The organism is Ideonella sp. A 288 (genome assembly GCF_002198735.1).
Taxonomy (GTDB): Bacteria; Pseudomonadota; Gammaproteobacteria; order Burkholderiales; family Burkholderiaceae_C; genus Pseudaquabacterium.
The window spans coordinates 34,778-53,411 of sequence record NZ_MWLO01000118.1; the positions used below are offsets into that span (position 1 = coordinate 34,778).

Sequence of the window (18,634 nt, forward strand, 5' to 3'; positions counted from 1 at the left end):
TGCGGATTGCTGCTGCGCGCGGCGATGCGAACATCGGCGCGCGCCCTGGCCAAACTGCCTGGGCCTGGAGTTGCCTATGCCGCCCCCGTTCCAACGCCTGTCTGTACCCCAGTTCGCCGATGTGTTGCAAGCCTTCAGCTTCAAGCGCAAGGTCACGGCCGTGCACATGCACCACACTTGGCAGCCCAACCACCGCCAGTGGCGCGGCGTTGCCTCGATGGAGGGCATGTGGCGCTTCCACACGCAGGAGCGCGGCTTCGCCGACATCGCGCAGCACCTGACCATCGACCCCGAGGGCTTCGTCTGGACCGGGCGCAGCTGGAATGCCGCTCCTGCCAGCGCCGTAGGCCACAACGGCAATGGTGTCGCCGGGCCGTTCATGTTCGAAGTCGTCGGCAACTTCGACCGCGGCGGCGACGCCTTTGCGGGTGCGCAGCGGCAAGCGGTGCTGGACGTCATTGCGCTCGTCAACCGCCGCTTCGGCCTCGACGCCGGTACGCTGCTGTTCCATAACCAGATGGCGGCCAAGAGTTGCCCCGGCAATAGTATCGACCACGACGCCTTCGTGGCCGAGGTCCGCGCGCATATGCCCAGCACCGATGCCGCACCGAACTCCGCCCAAGGTAGCAGTCGTGCGGCTTCGCGCAGCGCGGCGAAGTCGCGCGCGGGCAAGGACGTCTCGATGCCACTGCCGCCATCGGCCTTCGCCGACGCGGATGTGGTGAAGCGCACGCTGGTACTTCTGGAAGCAGCCGACGCCGGCAGCCGCGCGGCCGACGCGACGACCACGCCGATGGAGGAACTCAACTACAGCCACGACACTGGCCGCGACGCCGCCCACGCGGCTAGCCGCGGCCTATTCGGCGGCGGGCTCGATGCCGCCGCAATAGACGCGCTGCGCCCCTATGTCGTCAATCTGCGCCAGGGCCAGTTTTCCGGCGAGGGCCGCATGCGCACGAGCGCAACCGATGTCGACGCCCTGCTATTCGAGCATGCCTGGACGGCGGCGAAAGAGGCCGTGGCCAATGGCCGGCCGTTCAAGCTGCTGCTGTACGCGCACGGTGGCCTGGTCAACGAGTCCGACGGGCTGCAGACAGCACGCGCGCATGTCGGCTGGTGGCGTGACAACGGCGTTTACCCGATCCACTTCGTGTGGGAAACGGGGCTGTTCGAAACTCTGCGCGACCTGCTTGTTCGTTCGCGCCAGGGGCCCGAGGGCAGCCGCGGTTTCTTCAGCGACCGTGTCTTCGATCCGCTGCTTGAGGCCGGCGTGCGCGCGCTCGGCGGCCGCAACGTCTGGTTCTCGATGAAGTCCTCGGCCGCGGCCGCCAGCGCGCCGGGGGGCGGCGCGGCCTACTTCATCGGTCGCTTGCTGGAGTTCTGCAGGCGGTTCGCCAAGGACTTCGGGCCGCAGGGTGGTAGCCTGGAACTGCACGCAGCCGGGCACAGCGCCGGCTCCATCTTTCTCGCACACCTGCTTCAGGCTGCGGCGCAGGTGAAGGGGCTGCACGACTGGCGGACGCTGCAACTGATGGCGCCGGCCATCCGCGCGGACGCCTTTGCCGCGCTGACGCAGCCCCTCGTGGGCAACAAGGTCGAGACGCTCACCGTATACACGATGCGGCGCGATCTCGAACGCGACGACCATTGCGCTCACCTGTACCGCAAGTCGCTGCTTTACCTCGTCTCAGCAGCCTGTGAAAGCGAGCGCGGCGCTGCCATCCTCGGCCTGGAAGACTCCTTGCGCGGCGATGCGCGCCTGTCGGCCTTGTTCGGCCTTGGCGGCGCGCCAGCCGGCGTGGCCGAGATAGTGTGGTCGACCTCGCCACGCAGCGAAGGCCGCAGTGCCACTCGCGCCACCGCGCATGGCGACTTCGACAACGATGCGTCGACGATGGAGGCGATCGCGCGCAGAGTCCTGGGCATCGACGATACGATGCCGCTGTCGCGCCGCTTCGTCGACGGCCAATTGCGCAACGTGCGTGACCCTTGGAACAGCGGCCCCGACTGGCCGGAAGAGTTCAACGACGTGCTGGCGTCCAAGGGCCCGATCGCGCCTTCAGGATCTGTTGCCGACGCCGCGATACCGACACCCGACGCCGTCACCTCAGAAGGCGAAGGCGGAGGCAGCCCACCCAGCCGTCGTCGCGCGCTGTGTGTGGGCATCGACACGTACGATCAGGCGCCCTTGCAAGGCTGCGTCAATGACGCGCGCCTCTGGGGCGAAACGCTGGGCGCCTTGGGCTTCGAAGTGCAGTCACTCTTCAACGAGCAAGCGCGGCGCGAGCCGCTGTTCGCAGCCATGCGGGCGCTGCTGACAGAAGCGCGTGCGGGCGACGAGGTGGTGTTCCAGTTCGCCGGCCACGGCACACAAGCCAAGGACGACAACGGCGACGAGGACGCTGGCGATTCGCGGGGCCTGGACGAGGCCCTGTGCCCGCACGATTTTTCCAGCGGGCCGCTGATCATTGACGACGAAATCGGCTCGCTGCTGAACCAGGTCGCGGCCGGCGTGCGCGTCACCTTCTTCATGGACTGCTGCCACTCTGGAAGCAACACGCGCGCTGCACCCGTGGCTGGGGCCCGCGCTCGGCGCGTGCTGCTCACGCCTGCACAGCAGGAGCGCTACCTCGCCTGGCGGCGCAGCAGTGCCGGCAGCCGCAGCGCGCCACCCTTGCGCCGCGAGAGCCGCGACCCGATAGAAGTGGCCTTGGCTGCCTGCCAGAGCAAGGAGCTGGCGTGGGAGAGCGGCGGGCACGGCGAGTTCACGCTGCGTGCGACGCGCCGCCTGCGCGACGGGGGCGCTACGTTGGCGCCCGATGCCTTTTTCACGCAAGTACTGCAGGACTTCGGCCCCGCTCGGCGGCAGACGCCGCAACTTACCGCGCCGCCCGAGCGCCTGGCGCAGCGCCTATTCCGCACTTGAACCGGAGCCCGACGATGGCAAGCCGCAAGCAATCCGCGAAGGCTGAGGGACCCGGTTTCGTGCTCCACGAGCGCATGCAGCGCGAGTTGGCGGCCAGCCGGCTGTTACAGCGGGGCGAACCGTCGCACCGGCGGCTGCACATCTTCACCAGCGACCCCACGGCATCGCGCCTGGCCGGGCGCACCTGCGTGGCCGACGTACCCTATGAGCCCCTGATACTGGAGGAGGCCAGCCAAGGCAGCACGCGCTACTCTTGCCTGTGTAGTGCGCTGTTCGAACTGCACATGATCGACGACGAGGGCCGTGCGCTGGCGCCGCCGATGCTGGACGAGCCACAGCAGCTGATGCAAGAAGGCTATGCGCCGTCGGAGTCCAACCCGCGCTTCCATGCCCAGATGGTTTACGCCGTGGCCAGCCGCGTTCACGCCGACTTCCGCCATGCGCTCGGCCGCGAGCCCGGCTGGGGCTTTGCGGGTTCGCACAAACGGCTGAAGGTCTATCCGCTGGGATCGCGTGACGAGAACGCGTGGTATGAGCCGTCGCGCGGCGAACTGGTGTTCGGCTATTTCCCGCGTGAGCGAGCAGGCTGGGCCAGTACGGCGCTGATGCACGACATCGTCGCGCACGAACTGACCCATGCGCTGCTGGACAGCCAGCGCCCGCACTTCATGGAGCCCACCGGGCCCGACGTCTGGGGCTTTCACGAGGGTTTTGCCGATCTGGTGGCGCTGTTCCAACACTTTCAGCACCGCGAGCCGCTGCTGGCCGCGCTGCGCGAATCGCGCGGCGTCATCTTCGCGCGCGAGGCCGGCGAGCAGCCCGCGCACTGGCTGTGCCGCATCGCACGCCAGTTCGGCGCCGCCGACGGGCTGGACGCGCTGCGCCGGGCCGACCGCAAACCTGGCACCGACCGCGAAGCGGGCGAGTTGCTCTACGACGACAAGCTCGAAGAGCACGACATGGGTGAGCTATTACTGTCGGCCGTCTTCGATGCTTTCGATTCCGTCTACCGTCGCCGCACACAGAGGCTGCTGCGCCTGGCCACGGGTGGCAGCGGTGTACTGCCGCCAGGAGCCTTGCACCCCGATCTGCTGGAAGCGCTGGCCGACGAGTCTGCCGCGCTGGCCAGGCGCTTCATGGCCATGACAGTGCGCGCGCTGGACTACTGCCCGCCGGCCAGCATCGAACTCGGCGAGTTCCTGCGTGCCATGGTCACCGCCGACGCCGTTCTCACGCCCGACGACCGATTCGGCCTGCGCGAAGCGCTCATCGACGCATTCCGCGCGCGCCAAATCCTGCCGCGTTATGTCTTCAGCCTCACCGAGGACTCGCTACTGTGGGGGCCGCCGCAGCGTCGCCTCCCGCTGCTGACCGAACTGAGCTTTGCCGTTACACGCTTCGATGGCGGACCCGGCCGCCCGTTGGAGCCCGAGAGCCGCCGCCGCCAGTCCGAAGCCCTGGGCCGATGGCTGATGCAGCCAGAGGCAATGGCCGAGGCCGGCTTGGTGGCCCCCGGCGATCCGCGCCTGTCCGACAAAGGTGCCACAGTGTCCTTGCCTTCGATCGACGCGCTGGAGGTCACCAGCAGCGCCGGTGCCGAGGGCGAGATGCACTTCCACACCGTGGCTGTGGTGACGCAGAGGGTGACAGTGGCGCGCAAAGGCAAGGCACCCGGCTTTGCATTCCAGGCCGGCGGCACACTGCTCTTCGACCCCGACGGCGCGCTGCGCCTGGCTATCAGCAAGAGCGCTCTGGGCTCTGGCCGCATTGAGCGCAGGCGAGACTTCCTGACCGACATGTCGAAGGTCGCCGCCGCGCGCAGCCCTTCAGCCCACAGCCTGGATTCGCGCTGGGTCGAGCAGGACGGCTTGATGCGGCTGCGCGAGGGCTGGCAACGCGAGTACCACCGACAGCAGCGCCGGCCGCCGCCGGCCAAGTGATGCTCAGCATGCGGAATGCGGCGAAGCTAAGTCGACGACCGCCAGAGGCTGGAGCGACTGTGCCGCAACCTGACGCGTCCCGCGTTGGCCCAAGACCGAGTGCAATGCCACGCCGTCTGTCAGGTGGTGCTCAAGGTCAAGGCTCCGCGGTGTGACGGCAGCACACACCTTCTGAAGCCGTCAATGGAGCTCATGCAGCGGCTGGACCCGTTCGGGCAAAGCCTACGCCGGCGCTTCCTCGGATGTTCATGCGATCCATCGCGTGAGTGGCTGCTTCAGGGCGCTCTACTTGGAACTGTGGGTGTCGCCGATGGGTCGTGAGCATGATGTCGGGCCGGATGGAAGCTGTCACTGGAAGGCCGACCTTCCGCGCCCGGTCCTGTGACCGCTTTACCGCCGACAGAAGTCAGTCAACTTCGCGCCGATGGCTCGGCCGAGTGACCCACGGTGCCACTCTCGCGAGAGTACGCCCGCCCTTCGCCAAGGGCGGCACCGTTGCGGAGGCGCAGCCTCTCAAGGACCGCCAGCTGCCCATCGATCTGCTGCAGACGCAGTTGGGGGCTGAACTCGTTGAGGACGTCCTCACTGGGCTGGAGTACCACGTTTACTGCTGAACTTGCAACCGTGCGACAGCAGAAGACGGGATGCCAACAAGATGCGGCCAGACGCATAGTTGCACAACTGCCCCGGCCGCATTCAAGGGTGACGCCGTGCCCAAGCTCACTCGACGGCTACCCGGCTTCCTTGGAGCGGTTGTAAGTCGTTGATTTCACGACGACTTGACGTTGACGCTTAGTTGCGCACGCTCAATTATGTTTTCTGGCAACTCAGTGCCGCCCATTCCAGGTCGCGCGGCCGATCACCCAGCGTCGCCTCGCGCCCCGTCGCGCAGCGACACCACGATGTCGTACTCGCTGACGGTGATCTGCACCACGCCCGCGCGGAACCCGGCCGCATTCGCCTGGACGTAGGGGTTGGACCCCGTCGGATCAATCCGCTGCACGGCGACATCCATCGGCACGCCACTCGACCAGACCTCGACCTCGCCGAGCACCACCCCGCTCACCGCTGGACCGGGGGCGGCGGGAACTGCCGGCATGGGGTCGAGGAACCCGGTCTCGAGATTGGCGCGACCGACGAACTCGCCGGTGCGGGCGACGAAGACCAGCACGAGATCGCCGGGCGCAAGGGCCTCGCGATGGCGTTCGTCGGGGCCGACCCTCCACCGCTTCGCGCGCAAGTGCGACTCGGCCGTCACCCTGTCACCGTCGGTCAGGTTGAAGATGAAGTGCTGCATGGCCACGGGGACGTGCGTTGTGAATCCGGCGCTCGTGATGATCCTCGATTCGCCTTGCGAGCGCCAGGATGGGAAGCGCCAACGGATCCAGGCGGTGGCCGACGGCAGCCTGAGCGGCCGCTCAACGCAGGGGTGCGCCGGGCAGTGCAGCCACTCAGATCATGGCCAGCGGCGTCTTGCGCCGGGGCCGCGGAAAGTGCGCCTCGATGGCCTGCCGCTCGAAGGCGTCCAGCTCGACGGCGCTGGCCGCCAGGTTCTGTTGCAGGTGCTGCAGTGTGCCCGCCTTGGGGATGGCCAGCACGCCGGGTTGGCTGCTGATCCAGGCCAGCGCCACCTGGGCGGCGGTCAGGCCACGCGGCCGGGCGATGGCGGCCAGCGCCGCGTCGGCAGCCAGCACACCCTGGTCGATGGGGCTGTAGGCCATCAGGGGCATCTGCCGCTCGCGCATCCAGGGCAGCAGGCTGAACTCGGGGCCGCGCTCGCTCAGCGAGTAGTACACCTGGTTGGTGGCGCAGCCCGGGGCCCCGGCCTCACCCTGGCGCAACAGGGCCGCCAGTGCCTGCAGGTCGTCCACGTCGAAGTTGCTGACGCCCCAGTGGCGGATCTTGCCGGCCGCCACAAGCGCGTGCATGGCCGCCACGGTGTCCTCCAGCGGATGGTTGCCGCGCCAGTGCAGCAGGTACAGGTCGATGTGGTCCAGCCCCAGGCGCTTCAGGCTGCGCTCGCAGGCGGCCACGGTGCCGCGCCGGCTGGCGTTGTGCGGATACACCTTGCTGACCACGACCAGCGCCTCGCGGTGTACGTCGCCGGCGCGGATGGCATCGGCCACGGCCTGCCCCACCACCTGCTCGGCACCACCTTCGCCATACATCTCGGCGGTGTCGATGAGCCGGTATCCCATGGCGATGGCGGCATGCAAGGTGCGGATCTCCTCCTGCCGGGTGCCCGCGTCTTCGCCCAGGCGCCAGGTGCCCAGGCCCAGCACGGGCAGCTGGGTGCCGTCAGGCAGATGGGTGTGTCGCATGGGGGCTCCTGGATGAGACGAACGCCGTGGTGTGGCCATTCTGCTCACCTTGGGCCTCGACCGCAGGCGGGGGCTCGATGGGGCAGGGGCGCCCACCGATCGCGAGCGGCGGCCCTCCGGCGGGGCACCGACCCCCAGTCCCGGCCAGTGGCGGGCGTCATGGGCACCTCTCCGAGCCGAGCTTCGCGGCCGTCCAGGCCAGGCACGGCCCACTCACGCGCGGCAACCGATGCCCCCGCTCCATCGGTGCTGGCGAACGCCGTTGGATGCCGCCTTTGATGGCACGCCGATTCAGTGGGTGTCCAGTTGCGGACCCAGGCGCCGAAGCAGCAGGGCGTGCGCCCAGTCCATGAAGGCCTGCACGCGTGCGGCGCGCTTGCGGGTGGTGGGCGTCACCAGGTGCAGGGGCAGCGACGGACATTGCCAGCCAGGCAGCACGCGCACCAGCGCGCCGCTGGCCAGGTGGTGGCTGGCCACGAACTCCGCCAACACGACGATGCCCAGCCCGTCCAGGCCGGCACTCAGGGCCGCCGCGCTGTCGGTGGTCTGAAAGCGCGCAGGCACTTCGAACTCCACCTTGAGACCGTCGCGCATCAAGGTCACCGGTCGCACCTTGCCGGTGGACGCGAGCACATACCCGACCTGATGGTGGCGTGCCAGGTCCTCGGGTGTGCCGGGCAATCCGTGCTGCTCGATGTAGTGCGGCGCGGCACACAGCGCAAAGCGCAGATCGCCGACACGGCGAGCCGACAGCCGCGAGTCCGGCAACTGGCCACCACGCAGCGCGCAGTCCACCCCTTCCTGCACCAGGTCGACCGCCCGGTCGGTGCACCCCAGCTCGATCGTGATCTTGGGGTAGCGCTCGAGGAATCCGCGGATCTCGGGCGCAAAGACCAGCCGCCCCATGGCCACGGGCACGTCGATGCGCAGGTGCCCCGCCGGTGCGCTGGTGCCCTTGCGCAGCTGTGACTCCACCTCGTCCACCTGTTGCAGGATGGCGCACGCATGCTCGTGGTACGCCAGGCCCTCTGCCGTCGGCGTGACCGATCGGGTGGTGCGCGTCAGCAGCCGCGTGCCGAGCTTGTCTTCGAGCTGCTGGATCTGTTGGCTGACCGTGGCCTTGTGCAGGTTCAGCTGCAGCGCCGCCTTGGTGTAGCTGCCGCTTTCCACCACCTGCACGAAGGCGCGCATGGCATCGAATCGGTCCATCGGACACCCCCTGTCGAGCGTTCAGCGATTGTCGGCGAATGCCAAACAGTGTGTCTCGGCCTTCGATCTAGGCGCGCCATGTCGCGGCTCCTAGAGTGCAGGCTCGATCCACACACCGGAGACACCCCATGCTGAACCTTCGCCCACTCGACCCCGCATGCCCCATCGACCAGCAACTGCAGGGGTCGGCCGACCCGGTCGTGCTGGTGAACCTGTTCAGCGTGGCCGAGACCGACATCCCGGCGCTGATGTCCGCATGGGAGAAGGATGCCCTCTGGATGAAGCAGCAGCCGGGTTTCCTGTCCACGCAGCTGCACCGCGCCATCGGCGGCAGCCACATGTTCATGAACTACGCGGTGTGGGAGTCCGTGGGCAGCTTCCGCGCTGCGTTCACGCACCCGGATTTCGTCAGCGCGCTGGCCGCCTATCCGTCCAGCGCGGTCGCGCAGCCGCACCTGTTCGCCAAGGTCGCCGTGCCCAACCTCTGTGCCGCCTGATTCGCGAACTTTCCAGGGGGATCGTCATGCCCAAACGTGCCCATCTCATCGCGGGGCTCCTGGCACCGCTGTGCATCGCCACCTTCTTCCTGTCCACCCTCCTCACCGAACTGCTCGGCTCGCACGTCGCGGTGGTCCAGCTGAAATCGCTCATCGTCACGCCGGGCCTGTGGATCATGGTCCCGCTGATGGTCGCCGCCGGTGGCAGCGGCATGTGGCTCGCCAAGCTACGCAAGGGCCGGCTCGTCGACACCAAGAAGAAGCGCATGCCGCTCATCGCCGCCAACGGGCTGCTGGTGCTGGTGCCGTGCGCGATCGTGCTCGACCGATGGGCAGCGGCCGGCTCGTTCGACAGCGCCTTCTACGTGGTGCAAGCCATCGAACTGGTCGCCGGTGCGGCCAACCTGGTGCTGATGGGTCTGAACGCGCGCGACGGGCTGCGCATGGCCGGGCGGCTTCGCGGCAGCCCTGCAGCGGCCGCTTCGAACGCGCCCCTCAGGCGTTAGCCTATGAGCATCGGGGTTTGCAGGAATCTTAGGGCCCCCATCACCCCCATCCGCGCACGTTGAGCACCTTGTGCTTCAAGGTAAGCCCCGCGTTGCCGCCTGGCCCGGCGCCAGGAAGTCGTCCAGGTGGGCGCGCAGGCGCATCGCGGTGCGGGTGTAACCGCGCGACGACGCCAGCAGGGCAAAGCCCAGCAACGCCAGGGCGAGCGAGCCCGGCTCGGGAACGTCCTGGGTGGGAACGACCGTGTACTCGATGTTCGGGCCGATCCAGCGAAAGGCATTGCCGCCAATGTTCTGGGTCGGTCTCTGGGCTGCCAACGGCGTCACGTTGATGTCGAAGCCCGTCGGCGTGTTGACGTTCTTCCCGAAGATCACGTCGGTGCTGCCGGTCGGGGTGTTGCCGACGCCCTGCAGGTCGAACTGGGTCTGCGTTCCGCCGAAGGGAAAGCGCCGGTCTCCGATGGTGTAGCCATGGCCGCTCTTCAGCAGCACGGGGGTGGCCAGGTCGACGAAGCGGAAGTCGTCGATCAAGGTCGTGCCGGCCGCGCCGGCCGGCACGAAGAGGCTGGCCAGCAGGCTGCCGTCGCTGTTGTCCCACAGGCCGACGAGGATCGAACTGACCAGGCCGCCGCCCAGGCCGCGCGCGGCGTTGTAGTCCCACTCCCCCAGGGCCGTCACCCGCAGGTCGTTTTGGCCGACCGTGAACGTCCAGCCGACCACCTGATCGACAGTGCCGGGGCCGTTCTGATTGAAGACCGTGCTGCCGGCGTTGTAGCCCGAATCGGTCACGACCAATGCCGCGAGCGCTGCGGGCGCCATCGAGCACGACAGCAACAACACACCGAGCCAGCGCAAGAAGAGTCTGGAGAGCATATCGATGGACCTTTCATGAGAATCACCCGAAGCCCGCCGGCAAACCCGGTAGGCCGCGCGCCGCTAAAGCGGATCCGCCGCGGTGGCCTGGTGCGGTTGGCGGCGGCCGATCACCGGTGTGCGGTGGACTCGCCGCGGCCCGCAGGACCCCGTCTTCTGCACAGACGACGGCCGGCACCTCGATGCGACAGGCGAGTGGGCAGCCCCCCCCCACGACCCGGGGGGGTGCCCGACACGGGCACGGCGGCGCCTGCGTGCAATGGGCCTTAGGCGCGCCGCGCGACGGTCCGGCTCAGCCCCCAGCGCTGCAGTAGCGGTCGCGCTCCACCGGCGCGGCACGAAGGCGGTGCTGCAGGTAGTAGCCGACCATGGCCTGCGCCCGCTTGTGCTCTGCCACGGGCAGCAGGTCGCCGAGCGCCTTCACCCAGCCTTCCGAGCAGGTCATGTCCGTGGCCTGGCTGGCGGCGCAGGCCAGCAGGCCGTCGAAGGCGCCGCGCCAGGTGCCGAATTGCTGGCGGCTCATCGGAGCGCCGTGGCCGGGAACCAGGGTCGTGAAGGGCACCGAATCCAGACGGGACAGCGCCGCGCTCCAGCCGCTGGCGCAGGCGGTATCGAGGAAAGGCACCGGCAAGGTCACCAGATCACCCGCGGCCAGGACCCGCGTGTTCGGTTCGTAGACCCACAGATCGCCCGCGGTCACGGCCCGGGCCTCGTGCCCGATCTGCAGCGGCAAGCCGCCGAGTTCCAGCGTGCGCGTCCCGTCCACCACCACGTCGGGCAGCAACTTCGGCCCGCGGTCGATCAGTGCGATGTCCCCGCGCACCATGGTCTGGGTGGTGGCGTCGAGCGTGCCGCCATCGAGCATGGCCTGCATCTCGCGCCGGCTGTTGGCCAGCCAGCCTTTCAACGCGGGCGCCACGGCGCTGGAAGCCACCACCTGCAGGGTGGGCACCCGTTCGCGCAGGAGCGCGTTGCCCCCCAGGTGATCCAGGTGCCAATGCGAGTTCACGACGGCGACGATGGGCGCGGCCCGCGCCGCCGCGAAATCGATCAGGGCCTGCGTGTGCTCGATGTGACGGCCAGTGTCGACGACCACCAGGCCGCGCGGCCCGACGAAGACCACGCTGTTGCCATCGGGCTGGCGCCCGGGCTGGAAGCTGTCGCGCTGCAGGTAGACGCCGGCGGCCACCGCCACCGGCGCGGCCCGGGCCCACTGCGGGAGCAACAGCGCGAGCAGCAGAGTGATCCACAACGGCATGACAGGCTCCTTTCGCCGAATGACCCCGATGCCCGGCGTCGCCGTGGCCCAAAGAGTCTGAGCACGATGCGATGGGCCTGATGGTCGCCGGACGCCGTCATTGTCGGCCGTGCGCTGCCGGCACCGTGCAAGCTGCCGGTTCGAGTGGCGACAGGGCAACGCCGCCGCGCCTCTGGCAGACTGCGCTCACCGCACCTTCGCCTGGAGGCCCATGCTCTACCAACCGGACCGCCACGAACCGCTGCATCCGGCAGACGAAAACGGGTGGGATGAGGCCCGCGCGCGCGCTTGCATCGCGGCCATTTGTCGCGACACCGAGGCGCAGTTCAGCCCGCAGCGCGGCTGGCCGGTTCATCCGCTGGATGTTGAACCTGGCGACGACACGCAGGCCGGCAACCCGTCGCTTTACTACGGCACCTGTGGTGTGCTGTGGGCTTTGCACCACCTGCACGCGACGGGTGCCTGCACGCTGCAGCGCGACTGGACCGTGGATGCGGCCGCGCTCGTGCAGCACACGCGCGAGTGGATGAAGGACGACGCCGAGCGCGAACGCGCCGCCTACATGATGGGCGAGACACCGGTGCGCCTGCTCGAGCACCTGCGGACCGGCAGCGCCGCCGCGGCCGACCGGCTGGTCGAGTTGATCGAGGGCAACATGGAGCACCCGGCGCGGGAGCTGATGTGGGGTTCTCCTGGCACCTTGCTGGCCGCGCTGTTCATGCACCAGCGCACGGGGCAGGATCGCTTCGCAGCGCTGTTCCGCCGCACCGCGGCGGTCCTGTGGTCTCAGCTCGAATGGTCGGAAGCCCACGGCTGCCGCTATTGGACGCAGCAGCTCTACGGCCATACCTCCACCTACATGGATGCCGTGCATGGCTTCGCGGGCACAGCCTTGCCGCTGATCCGCGGCCGCCACCTGTTGGCCGCAGACGACTGGGCGCAGTGGCACGAGTGCATCGCGACGAGCGTGCGGCGCGCGGCCACCATCGAAGGGGTGGCTGGGGCCGAGGGCGGACAGGTCAACTGGGTTCCCTGGCTGGTGCTCGATGCGGCGCAGCTCGAACGATGGAACGCCCAGCCGCGCTGGCTCATGCAGTACTGCCACGGCTCGCCGGGCTTCGTCATCAACCTGGCCGGCTTTCCCGGTCATGAGCTCGATGACCTGCTGCTTGGCGCGGGCGAAACGACCTGGGCCGCCGGGCCGCTGAAGAAGGGCTCCAACCTCTGCCATGGCACCGGCGGCAACGGCTACGCCTTCCTGAAGCTGTTCGATCGCACCGGCGATGCACGGTGGCTGCAGCGGGCGCGTGCCTTCGCGATGCACGGCATCCGCCAGACCGAGTCTCATGCGGCACAGTACGGTCGCCTGCGCTACTCGCTGTGGACCGGCGACCCCGGCTTCGCCATCTACCTCTGGGACTGCATTCGCGGCACAGCGGCGTTTCCGACGCTGGACGTGTTCTGACCGAGCTTGGTCATCGGCCTCCGTCCCTCCGGCCCCAGGGCCAGGGTGCGCCGCTGCCCTAGACTCAGGGCGCGCAACCCATCCGCCGTCTGCTGCCATGAGCCTGATCCTCAAACAAGCCATCACCTCACCCGCTGCCTGGACCGCGGCCATCGCGCAGCATGACCCCGCCTGGCAGCAGACTCTGCCGGCCGAAACCCTTGCCGTGCTGGAGCGTGCGCTGGTCGGCTTGAAATCGCGCGGTCTGGCCTTTCCGCATTTCGGCAAGGCCGATTTCCCGATCGAGGCATTGGCGCCCCAGCTCGCCCGCTGGGCCGACGAACTGGAAAACGGCCGCGGCTTTGTGCTGCTGCGCGGGCTCCCGGTGGAGCGCTACAGCGAGGATGACATCCGAGCCATCTATTACGGCATCGGCCTGCACCTGGGCGTGCCCGTGCGGCAGAACCCACGCGGTGACCTGCTCGGTGAGGTCATGGCCGTGGGCGACCGCAACGACAAGCGCACTCGCGTCTACGAGACCGACCTGTACCTGCCCTACCACTCGGACCCCTCGGACGTGGTGGGCCTGCTGTGCCTGCGCAAGGCCAGAACCGGGGGCCTGAGCAGCCTGGTGAGCGTGGCGGCGCTCTACAACCGCATCCTGGCCGAGCATCCCGAGTACCTGGGCCTGTACTACCGACCCTGGTACTTTGCCCACCTGTGCGAACCTCAGCCCAGCCTATCGCCCATCTTCAGCGTGCGAGACGGCAAGCTCAGCTGCCGCTACCTGCGCCAGTACATCGAGCTGGGCCACGAGATCCGCGGCGTGCCGCTGTCGCGCGTGGAGATCGAAGCACTGGACCTCTTCGACACCCTCATGATGGACCCCGCCATGCGGGTGGACATGATGATGGAGCCGGGCGACCTGCAGTTCGCCAACAACTACGCCGTCCTGCACTCGCGCACGGCCTTCGAAGACCCCCAAGACGCGCAGCTGCGGCGCAAGATGTTGCGGCTGTGGGTGAAGATGCCCAACGCGCGCCAGCTGGCGCCCGAGTTCCCGGGGCGCAATGGCTTTCCGGAGCCGGCGGCGGCCTGATCTCCAGGCCTGCGCTTGCCCAGGCGCCCTGGATCGCTGCAGCGTCAGAACCTCCATGTGGGGTGGACGGCGACGCCTGATGGCATCGACCGTGCCGTCCAGACCGTTGCGTCAATGCAATCTTCTGCGGTTGAACCCGCTGCAGACTTGACCTCACTGTCAGCCATGCGGGCGACCCCTGCCGTCATGGCACCGCCTCTGAGCAGAGGGGGTCGAGACGCACCTCTTCAGTGTGATGCGTGGGGGCTATGCGACCAATTGCCACACTCAACTAGATTGACGGAGTCGTTTGCCTAACACTATCGACTCCACTTTGACGCAGCCCAGGAGAGCATGATGACCACCGAAGCGAAGTGCCCATTCCACACCGCCGGCGCCCGGACAACCCAGGGCGCGCACTCCAATGCCCACTGGTGGCCCAACCAGTTGAACTTGGCCATCCTGCATCAGCACCAGCCCGTGTCCAACCCGATGGACCCGGACTTCAGTTACGCCGAGGCCTTCAAGACGCTGGATTTCGCGGCGCTCAAGAAGGACCTGGCCGCCCTGATGACCAGCTCGCAGGACTGGTGGCCCGCCGACTACGGCCACTACGGCGGCCTGTTCATCCGCATGGCCTGGCACGCCGCCGGCACCTACCGCACGGCCGACGGCCGTGGCGGTGCCAACACCGGCAACCAGCGTTTCGCACCCCTGAACAGCTGGCCCGACAACGGCAACCTCGACAAGGCCCGCCGCCTGCTGTGGCCGCTCAAGCAGAAGTACGGCAACGCGATCTCCTGGGCCGACCTGTTTGTCCTGGCCGGCAATGTGGCCATGGAGACCATGGGCTTCAAGACCTTCGGCTTCGGCGGCGGCCGCGCCGACATCTGGGCACCCGAAGAAGACGTCTACTGGGGCGCCGAGAAGGAGTGGCTGGCCACCAGCGACAAGCCCGACAGCCGCTACAGCGGCGATCGCCAGCTCGAGAACCCCCTTGCGGCGGTGCAGATGGGCCTGATCTACGTGAACCCGCAAGGCCCGGACGGCAACCCCGACCCGGTGGCTTCCGGCCGCGACGTGCGCGAGACCTTTGCCCGCATGGCCATGGACGACCACGAGACCGTGGCCCTGGTGGCCGGCGGCCACACCTTCGGCAAGATGCACGGCGCCGGTGACGCGGCCCTGGTCGGCCCCGAACCCGAAGGTGCTCCCATGGAAGCAATGGGCTTTGGCTGGATCAACAGGCACGGCACGGGCAAGGGCGGCGACACCACCACCAGCGGCTTTGAAGGCGCCTGGAAACCCAACCCCACCCAGTGGGACATGGGCTACTTCAAGGTGCTGTTCAAGTACGAGTGGAAGCAGATGACCACGGCCGCCGGTGCCATCCAGTGGGAGGCCCAGAACGTCGACCCCGAGGACATGATCCCCGACGCCCACGACCCGGGCAAGAAGCACCCGCCGCACATGACCACGGCCGATCTGTCGCTGCGCTTCGACCCGGCCTACGAGAAGATCTCGCGCCACTTCGCCGCCAACCCCGACGAGTTCGCCGACGCGTATGCCCGCGCCTGGTTCAAGCTGACGCACCGCGACATGGGTCCGAAGTCCCTGTACCTTGGCCCTGAAGTGCCGAGCGAAAACCTGATCTGGCAAGACCCGGTGCCTGCCGTGGACCACCCGCTGATCGACGCGGCCGACGCTGCCGATCTCAAGGCCCGCGTGCTGGCCTCGGGCCTGTCGGTGAGCGAACTGGTGTCCACCGCCTGGGCTTCGGCCAGCACCTTCCGCGGCAGCGACAGGCGCGGCGGCGCCAACGGCGCGCGCATCCGCCTGGCCCCGCAGAAGGACTGGGCCGTCAACCAGCCGGCGCAGCTGGCCAAGGTGCTGGCGGTGCTGCAAGGCATCCAGGGCGGCTTCAACGGCGCGCAGAGCGGCGGCAGGAAGGTCTCGCTGGCCGACCTGATCGTGCTGGCGGGCAATGCCGGCGTGGAAGCGGCGGCCAAGGCCGCGGGCCATGCCGTCGATGTGCCGTTCTCGCCGGGGCGCACCGATGCCACCGCGGCGCAGACCGATGCGGAGTCCTTCTCCGTGCTCGAGCCGCAGGCCGACGGTTTCCGCAACTACCGCAAGGCCGCGTACAGCGTCTCGCCCGAGACCATGCTCGTGGACAAGGCGCAGCAGCTCACGCTCAGCGCGCCGGAGATGACGGTGCTCGTGGGGGGGCTGCGCGTGCTGGGCGCGAACGTCGGCGGTTCGAAGGACGGTGTCTTCACCCGGCGCCCCGGCCAGCTCACCAACGACTTCTTCGTCCACCTGGTGGACATGGCCACCGCGTGGAAGCCGACCGGCGACAACGCCTTCGAAGGCCGCGACCGCAAGACCGGCGCGCTGACCTGGACCGCCACCCGCGCGGACCTGGCCTTCGGCTCCAACTCGCAGCTGCGCGCGCTGTCGGAGGTCTACGCGCAGAGCGACAACGGCCTGAAGTTCGTGCGCGACTTCGTCACTGCCTGGACCAAGGTGATGAACCTGGACCGGTTCGACCTGCGGTGATCCGGCTCGCGGCTTCGCCTCGAAAGCCGCGCCGCCACAGGTCTGTGCCCTCTGGACAGACCTGCTGGCACGGCTGTCGTTGCGGCAGTGGCAAGCCACCTGGCGCAGACCACTGGGAAGTCGCCGCGCATCGCCCCGCGGGTGCTGCACAAGCCGCTTCCTTCATCGGGTAGGCGCGGTCCTTGCGGGGCGGGGTACAGCCTGTTGCTGTGCTTTGGAGGGTCTTTCAAGGTCACTCTCCCGGCGTGCGACCGCGAGCGTTGTCACGCCCAAGGTGACCGGTGCAACGCCCGCAGTCATCGACGTGGAGTGTCATCGGGTGCCTGGTGCGGGTCCGTGCGGTGTCAGACAGAACGACGCCGAGGGTGGCTGCCGCAGGACTGGCTTGTTTCGGGTCAGGCCCCACGTCGCGCAGCCCTGGGCACTGGGGTGGACCGATTCAGAACGCAGCGCAGCACGCCGTCAATCACGGGGGTCGGTGTTCTGCACCGCACCGACGGTGCGTTCTGCCAGGGTCACGATGTAAGCTGATCTGCAACGACCACGCTGACATCCAGCCGCCATGGCCCGCAACGGCAGGGCGCGTTCGCGGGGTCATGCAGTGCACTTCCTGGAGAAGCCGTGATCAAGAAGTCGGGCAGTCCACACCCTGTGTCGGCGAACAATCCCTGTCCCTTCCTGCGTGCGCTCGTGGCGACGGGCCAGTTGGCCGATGACCGGGAACCGCTTGCGAAGGTCGCGGCCGTCGTGGCGACCACGGCCCGCGCCGGCGACGGCTGTCCTGTCCTCCCGCGCAACGTGGTGTTCGCCATCGCTTCAGTGGCGAACGGCTGCAGCCCCGTGTCGCTGGTCCGCACCCAGTGGACCGGCTTGCAGTTGAATGCGCTGCGCGGCGGGCCTCTCGACAAGAAGGGCGTGGGATCGAGGATCCTGAACGCCCGAGGGCGGGTCGATGCGAAAGAGGTGTCGAGACTGCAGGGCTTCGCCAAGGAGAAGTCGAACGCCGATGGTTCATCGGAGCTCGGCCTGGGACTGGCCGAACTGCGCAGCTACATGGACGCCAACTTCGCGCGCGCTGCGGGACACCGGCGGTTGATCGATCGGACGTTGATGCTGGGCGAGTGGCCCGTGTTGCTGAGGGTGATGGGCAAGGACGGGCCGGGCGGCAGGTACCTGGGCCTTCAAGATGTTGTCGATCTCTTCAAGCACCGCCGCTTTCCGGAGCGCATGAACAAGCGCTTGCGGATCGGCGCGTAGCCGCCGAGCAAGCGCGCCGACGTGCCGAAGGTGGGGTTCGCAAGGGCGGGCAGGCAACCGCTGGCGCGTCCACAGCCGACTCGGACGTGGCAGTGGCCTCCGGCGGTCGGCCCGTTCCTGCCGTTCGATGCACGGAATCGGGCGACAGGACAGTGCCCATCGCTGAAGTCGACCTGCAGCCGACAGAAGCGTCGAAGGCTGGTGGAGCCCTTCATAATCAAAACCTGCCCCCCGCTTGTTCGAGATGCCGACCTTTCATCATGGATAAATCCTTGCTGCAGCAGCAGGTGCTGGAACGGCTCGCCGAAGACCTGCTGCAAGCCGAACAGGCCATGCGGGCGGCCCATGAAACGGCGACTCATGAAGAAAACATCGCCGAAAACAAGTACGACACATTGGGACTCGAAGCCGCCTACCTGGCCACCGGCCAAGCCCGTCGCGCCGAAGCCATCCGCCAGGCGATGGCCATTTGGCGCCGATTCCGCCCACGCCCTTACGACGCCAGCAAAGGCATCGAGCTCGGCGCGCTGGTCTGCCTGGTCGATTCCGACGACAAGCAGCAACAGCTCTTTCTCGGCCCGGATGGAGGCAGCATGACGTTGGTCAGCGGCGCTCAGCTCGTTCAGGTCATCAGCAGCGATGCCCCTTTGGGCCGGGCCATGCTGGGCAAATGCGAGGGTGATGAGGTGTCGGTACAGGTCGCTCCAATTCGACAGCAGTTTGAGGTGCTGCGGGTTCATTGAGCCGCCAGCAAGTTCACGCCGCC

14 protein-coding genes are annotated in these 18,634 nt (G+C 68.1%); 9 read left to right on the plus strand and 5 right to left on the minus strand.

What is annotated here, in order from left to right; all coding sequences use genetic code 11:
• Positions 1-76: 76 nt before the first annotated feature.
• The gene (locus EOINJALH_RS12770; protein WP_088280744.1) at positions 77-2,926 is read left to right on the plus strand and encodes a caspase family protein; all 2,850 of its coding nucleotides are present in this window, start codon (positions 77-79) and stop codon (positions 2,924-2,926) included.
• 59 nt (positions 2,927-2,985) lie between these two features.
• Positions 2,986-4,866 carry a hypothetical protein gene (locus EOINJALH_RS12775; protein ID WP_144290010.1) on the plus strand — a complete coding sequence of 627 codons (1,881 nt, stop codon included), beginning with the start codon at positions 2,986-2,988 and terminating at the stop codon, positions 4,864-4,866.
• An 859-nt stretch (positions 4,867-5,725) separates the two neighbouring features.
• Here the strand turns inward: EOINJALH_RS12775 and EOINJALH_RS12780 are convergent.
• The 3 genes from EOINJALH_RS12780 to EOINJALH_RS12790 form a co-directional block, all read right to left on the minus strand.
• Positions 5,726-6,163: a hypothetical protein gene (locus tag EOINJALH_RS12780; protein WP_088280746.1), complete on the minus strand. Its 438-nt coding sequence runs from the start codon at positions 6,161-6,163 to the stop codon at positions 5,726-5,728.
• Positions 6,164-6,317: 154 nt separating this feature from the next.
• Positions 6,318-7,187, minus strand: coding sequence for an aldo/keto reductase (locus EOINJALH_RS12785; protein WP_088280747.1), 870 nt, complete (start codon positions 7,185-7,187; stop codon positions 6,318-6,320).
• A 291-nt stretch (positions 7,188-7,478) separates the two neighbouring features.
• Complete coding sequence (locus tag EOINJALH_RS12790; RefSeq protein ID WP_088280748.1) at positions 7,479-8,396, minus strand: LysR family transcriptional regulator; 918 nt, start codon at positions 8,394-8,396, stop codon at positions 7,479-7,481.
• Positions 8,397-8,524: 128 nt separating this feature from the next.
• Between EOINJALH_RS12790 and EOINJALH_RS12795 the strand changes: the two genes are divergently transcribed.
• Both EOINJALH_RS12795 and EOINJALH_RS12800 read left to right on the plus strand, forming a co-directional pair.
• Positions 8,525-8,893: an antibiotic biosynthesis monooxygenase gene (locus EOINJALH_RS12795; RefSeq protein ID WP_088280749.1), complete on the plus strand. Its 369-nt coding sequence runs from the start codon at positions 8,525-8,527 to the stop codon at positions 8,891-8,893.
• A gap of 26 nt (positions 8,894-8,919) precedes the next feature.
• Positions 8,920-9,399, plus strand: coding sequence for a hypothetical protein (locus tag EOINJALH_RS12800; protein ID WP_088280750.1), 480 nt, complete (start codon positions 8,920-8,922; stop codon positions 9,397-9,399).
• A 75-nt stretch (positions 9,400-9,474) separates the two neighbouring features.
• On the opposite strand, the gene EOINJALH_RS12805 is transcribed toward EOINJALH_RS12800, so the two are convergent.
• A complete protein-coding gene (locus EOINJALH_RS12805) occupies positions 9,475-10,272 on the minus strand; it encodes a PEP-CTERM sorting domain-containing protein (RefSeq protein WP_144290011.1) in 798 nt (265 codons plus the stop codon).
• Between the two features lie 292 nt (positions 10,273-10,564).
• A complete protein-coding gene (locus EOINJALH_RS12810; protein WP_088280752.1) occupies positions 10,565-11,530 on the minus strand; it encodes an MBL fold metallo-hydrolase in 966 nt (321 codons plus the stop codon).
• Between the two features lie 211 nt (positions 11,531-11,741).
• Between EOINJALH_RS12810 and EOINJALH_RS12815 the strand changes: the two genes are divergently transcribed.
• The 5 genes from EOINJALH_RS12815 (at position 11,742) to EOINJALH_RS12835 (ending at position 18,611) form a co-directional block, all read left to right on the plus strand.
• A complete protein-coding gene (locus EOINJALH_RS12815; RefSeq protein WP_088280753.1) occupies positions 11,742-12,995 on the plus strand; it encodes a LanC-like protein in 1,254 nt (417 codons plus the stop codon).
• A 97-nt stretch (positions 12,996-13,092) separates the two neighbouring features.
• Complete coding sequence (locus tag EOINJALH_RS12820; RefSeq protein ID WP_088280754.1) at positions 13,093-14,073, plus strand: TauD/TfdA family dioxygenase; 981 nt, start codon at positions 13,093-13,095, stop codon at positions 14,071-14,073.
• A 336-nt stretch (positions 14,074-14,409) separates the two neighbouring features.
• Complete coding sequence (gene katG, locus EOINJALH_RS12825; protein WP_088280795.1) at positions 14,410-16,611, plus strand: catalase/peroxidase HPI; 2,202 nt, start codon at positions 14,410-14,412, stop codon at positions 16,609-16,611.
• 621 nt (positions 16,612-17,232) lie between these two features.
• Positions 17,233-17,868, plus strand: coding sequence for a hypothetical protein (locus tag EOINJALH_RS12830; RefSeq protein WP_088280755.1), 636 nt, complete (start codon positions 17,233-17,235; stop codon positions 17,866-17,868).
• Between the two features lie 260 nt (positions 17,869-18,128).
• Complete coding sequence (locus tag EOINJALH_RS12835; protein ID WP_088280756.1) at positions 18,129-18,611, plus strand: GreA/GreB family elongation factor; 483 nt, start codon at positions 18,129-18,131, stop codon at positions 18,609-18,611.
• Positions 18,612-18,634 lie beyond the last annotated feature (23 nt).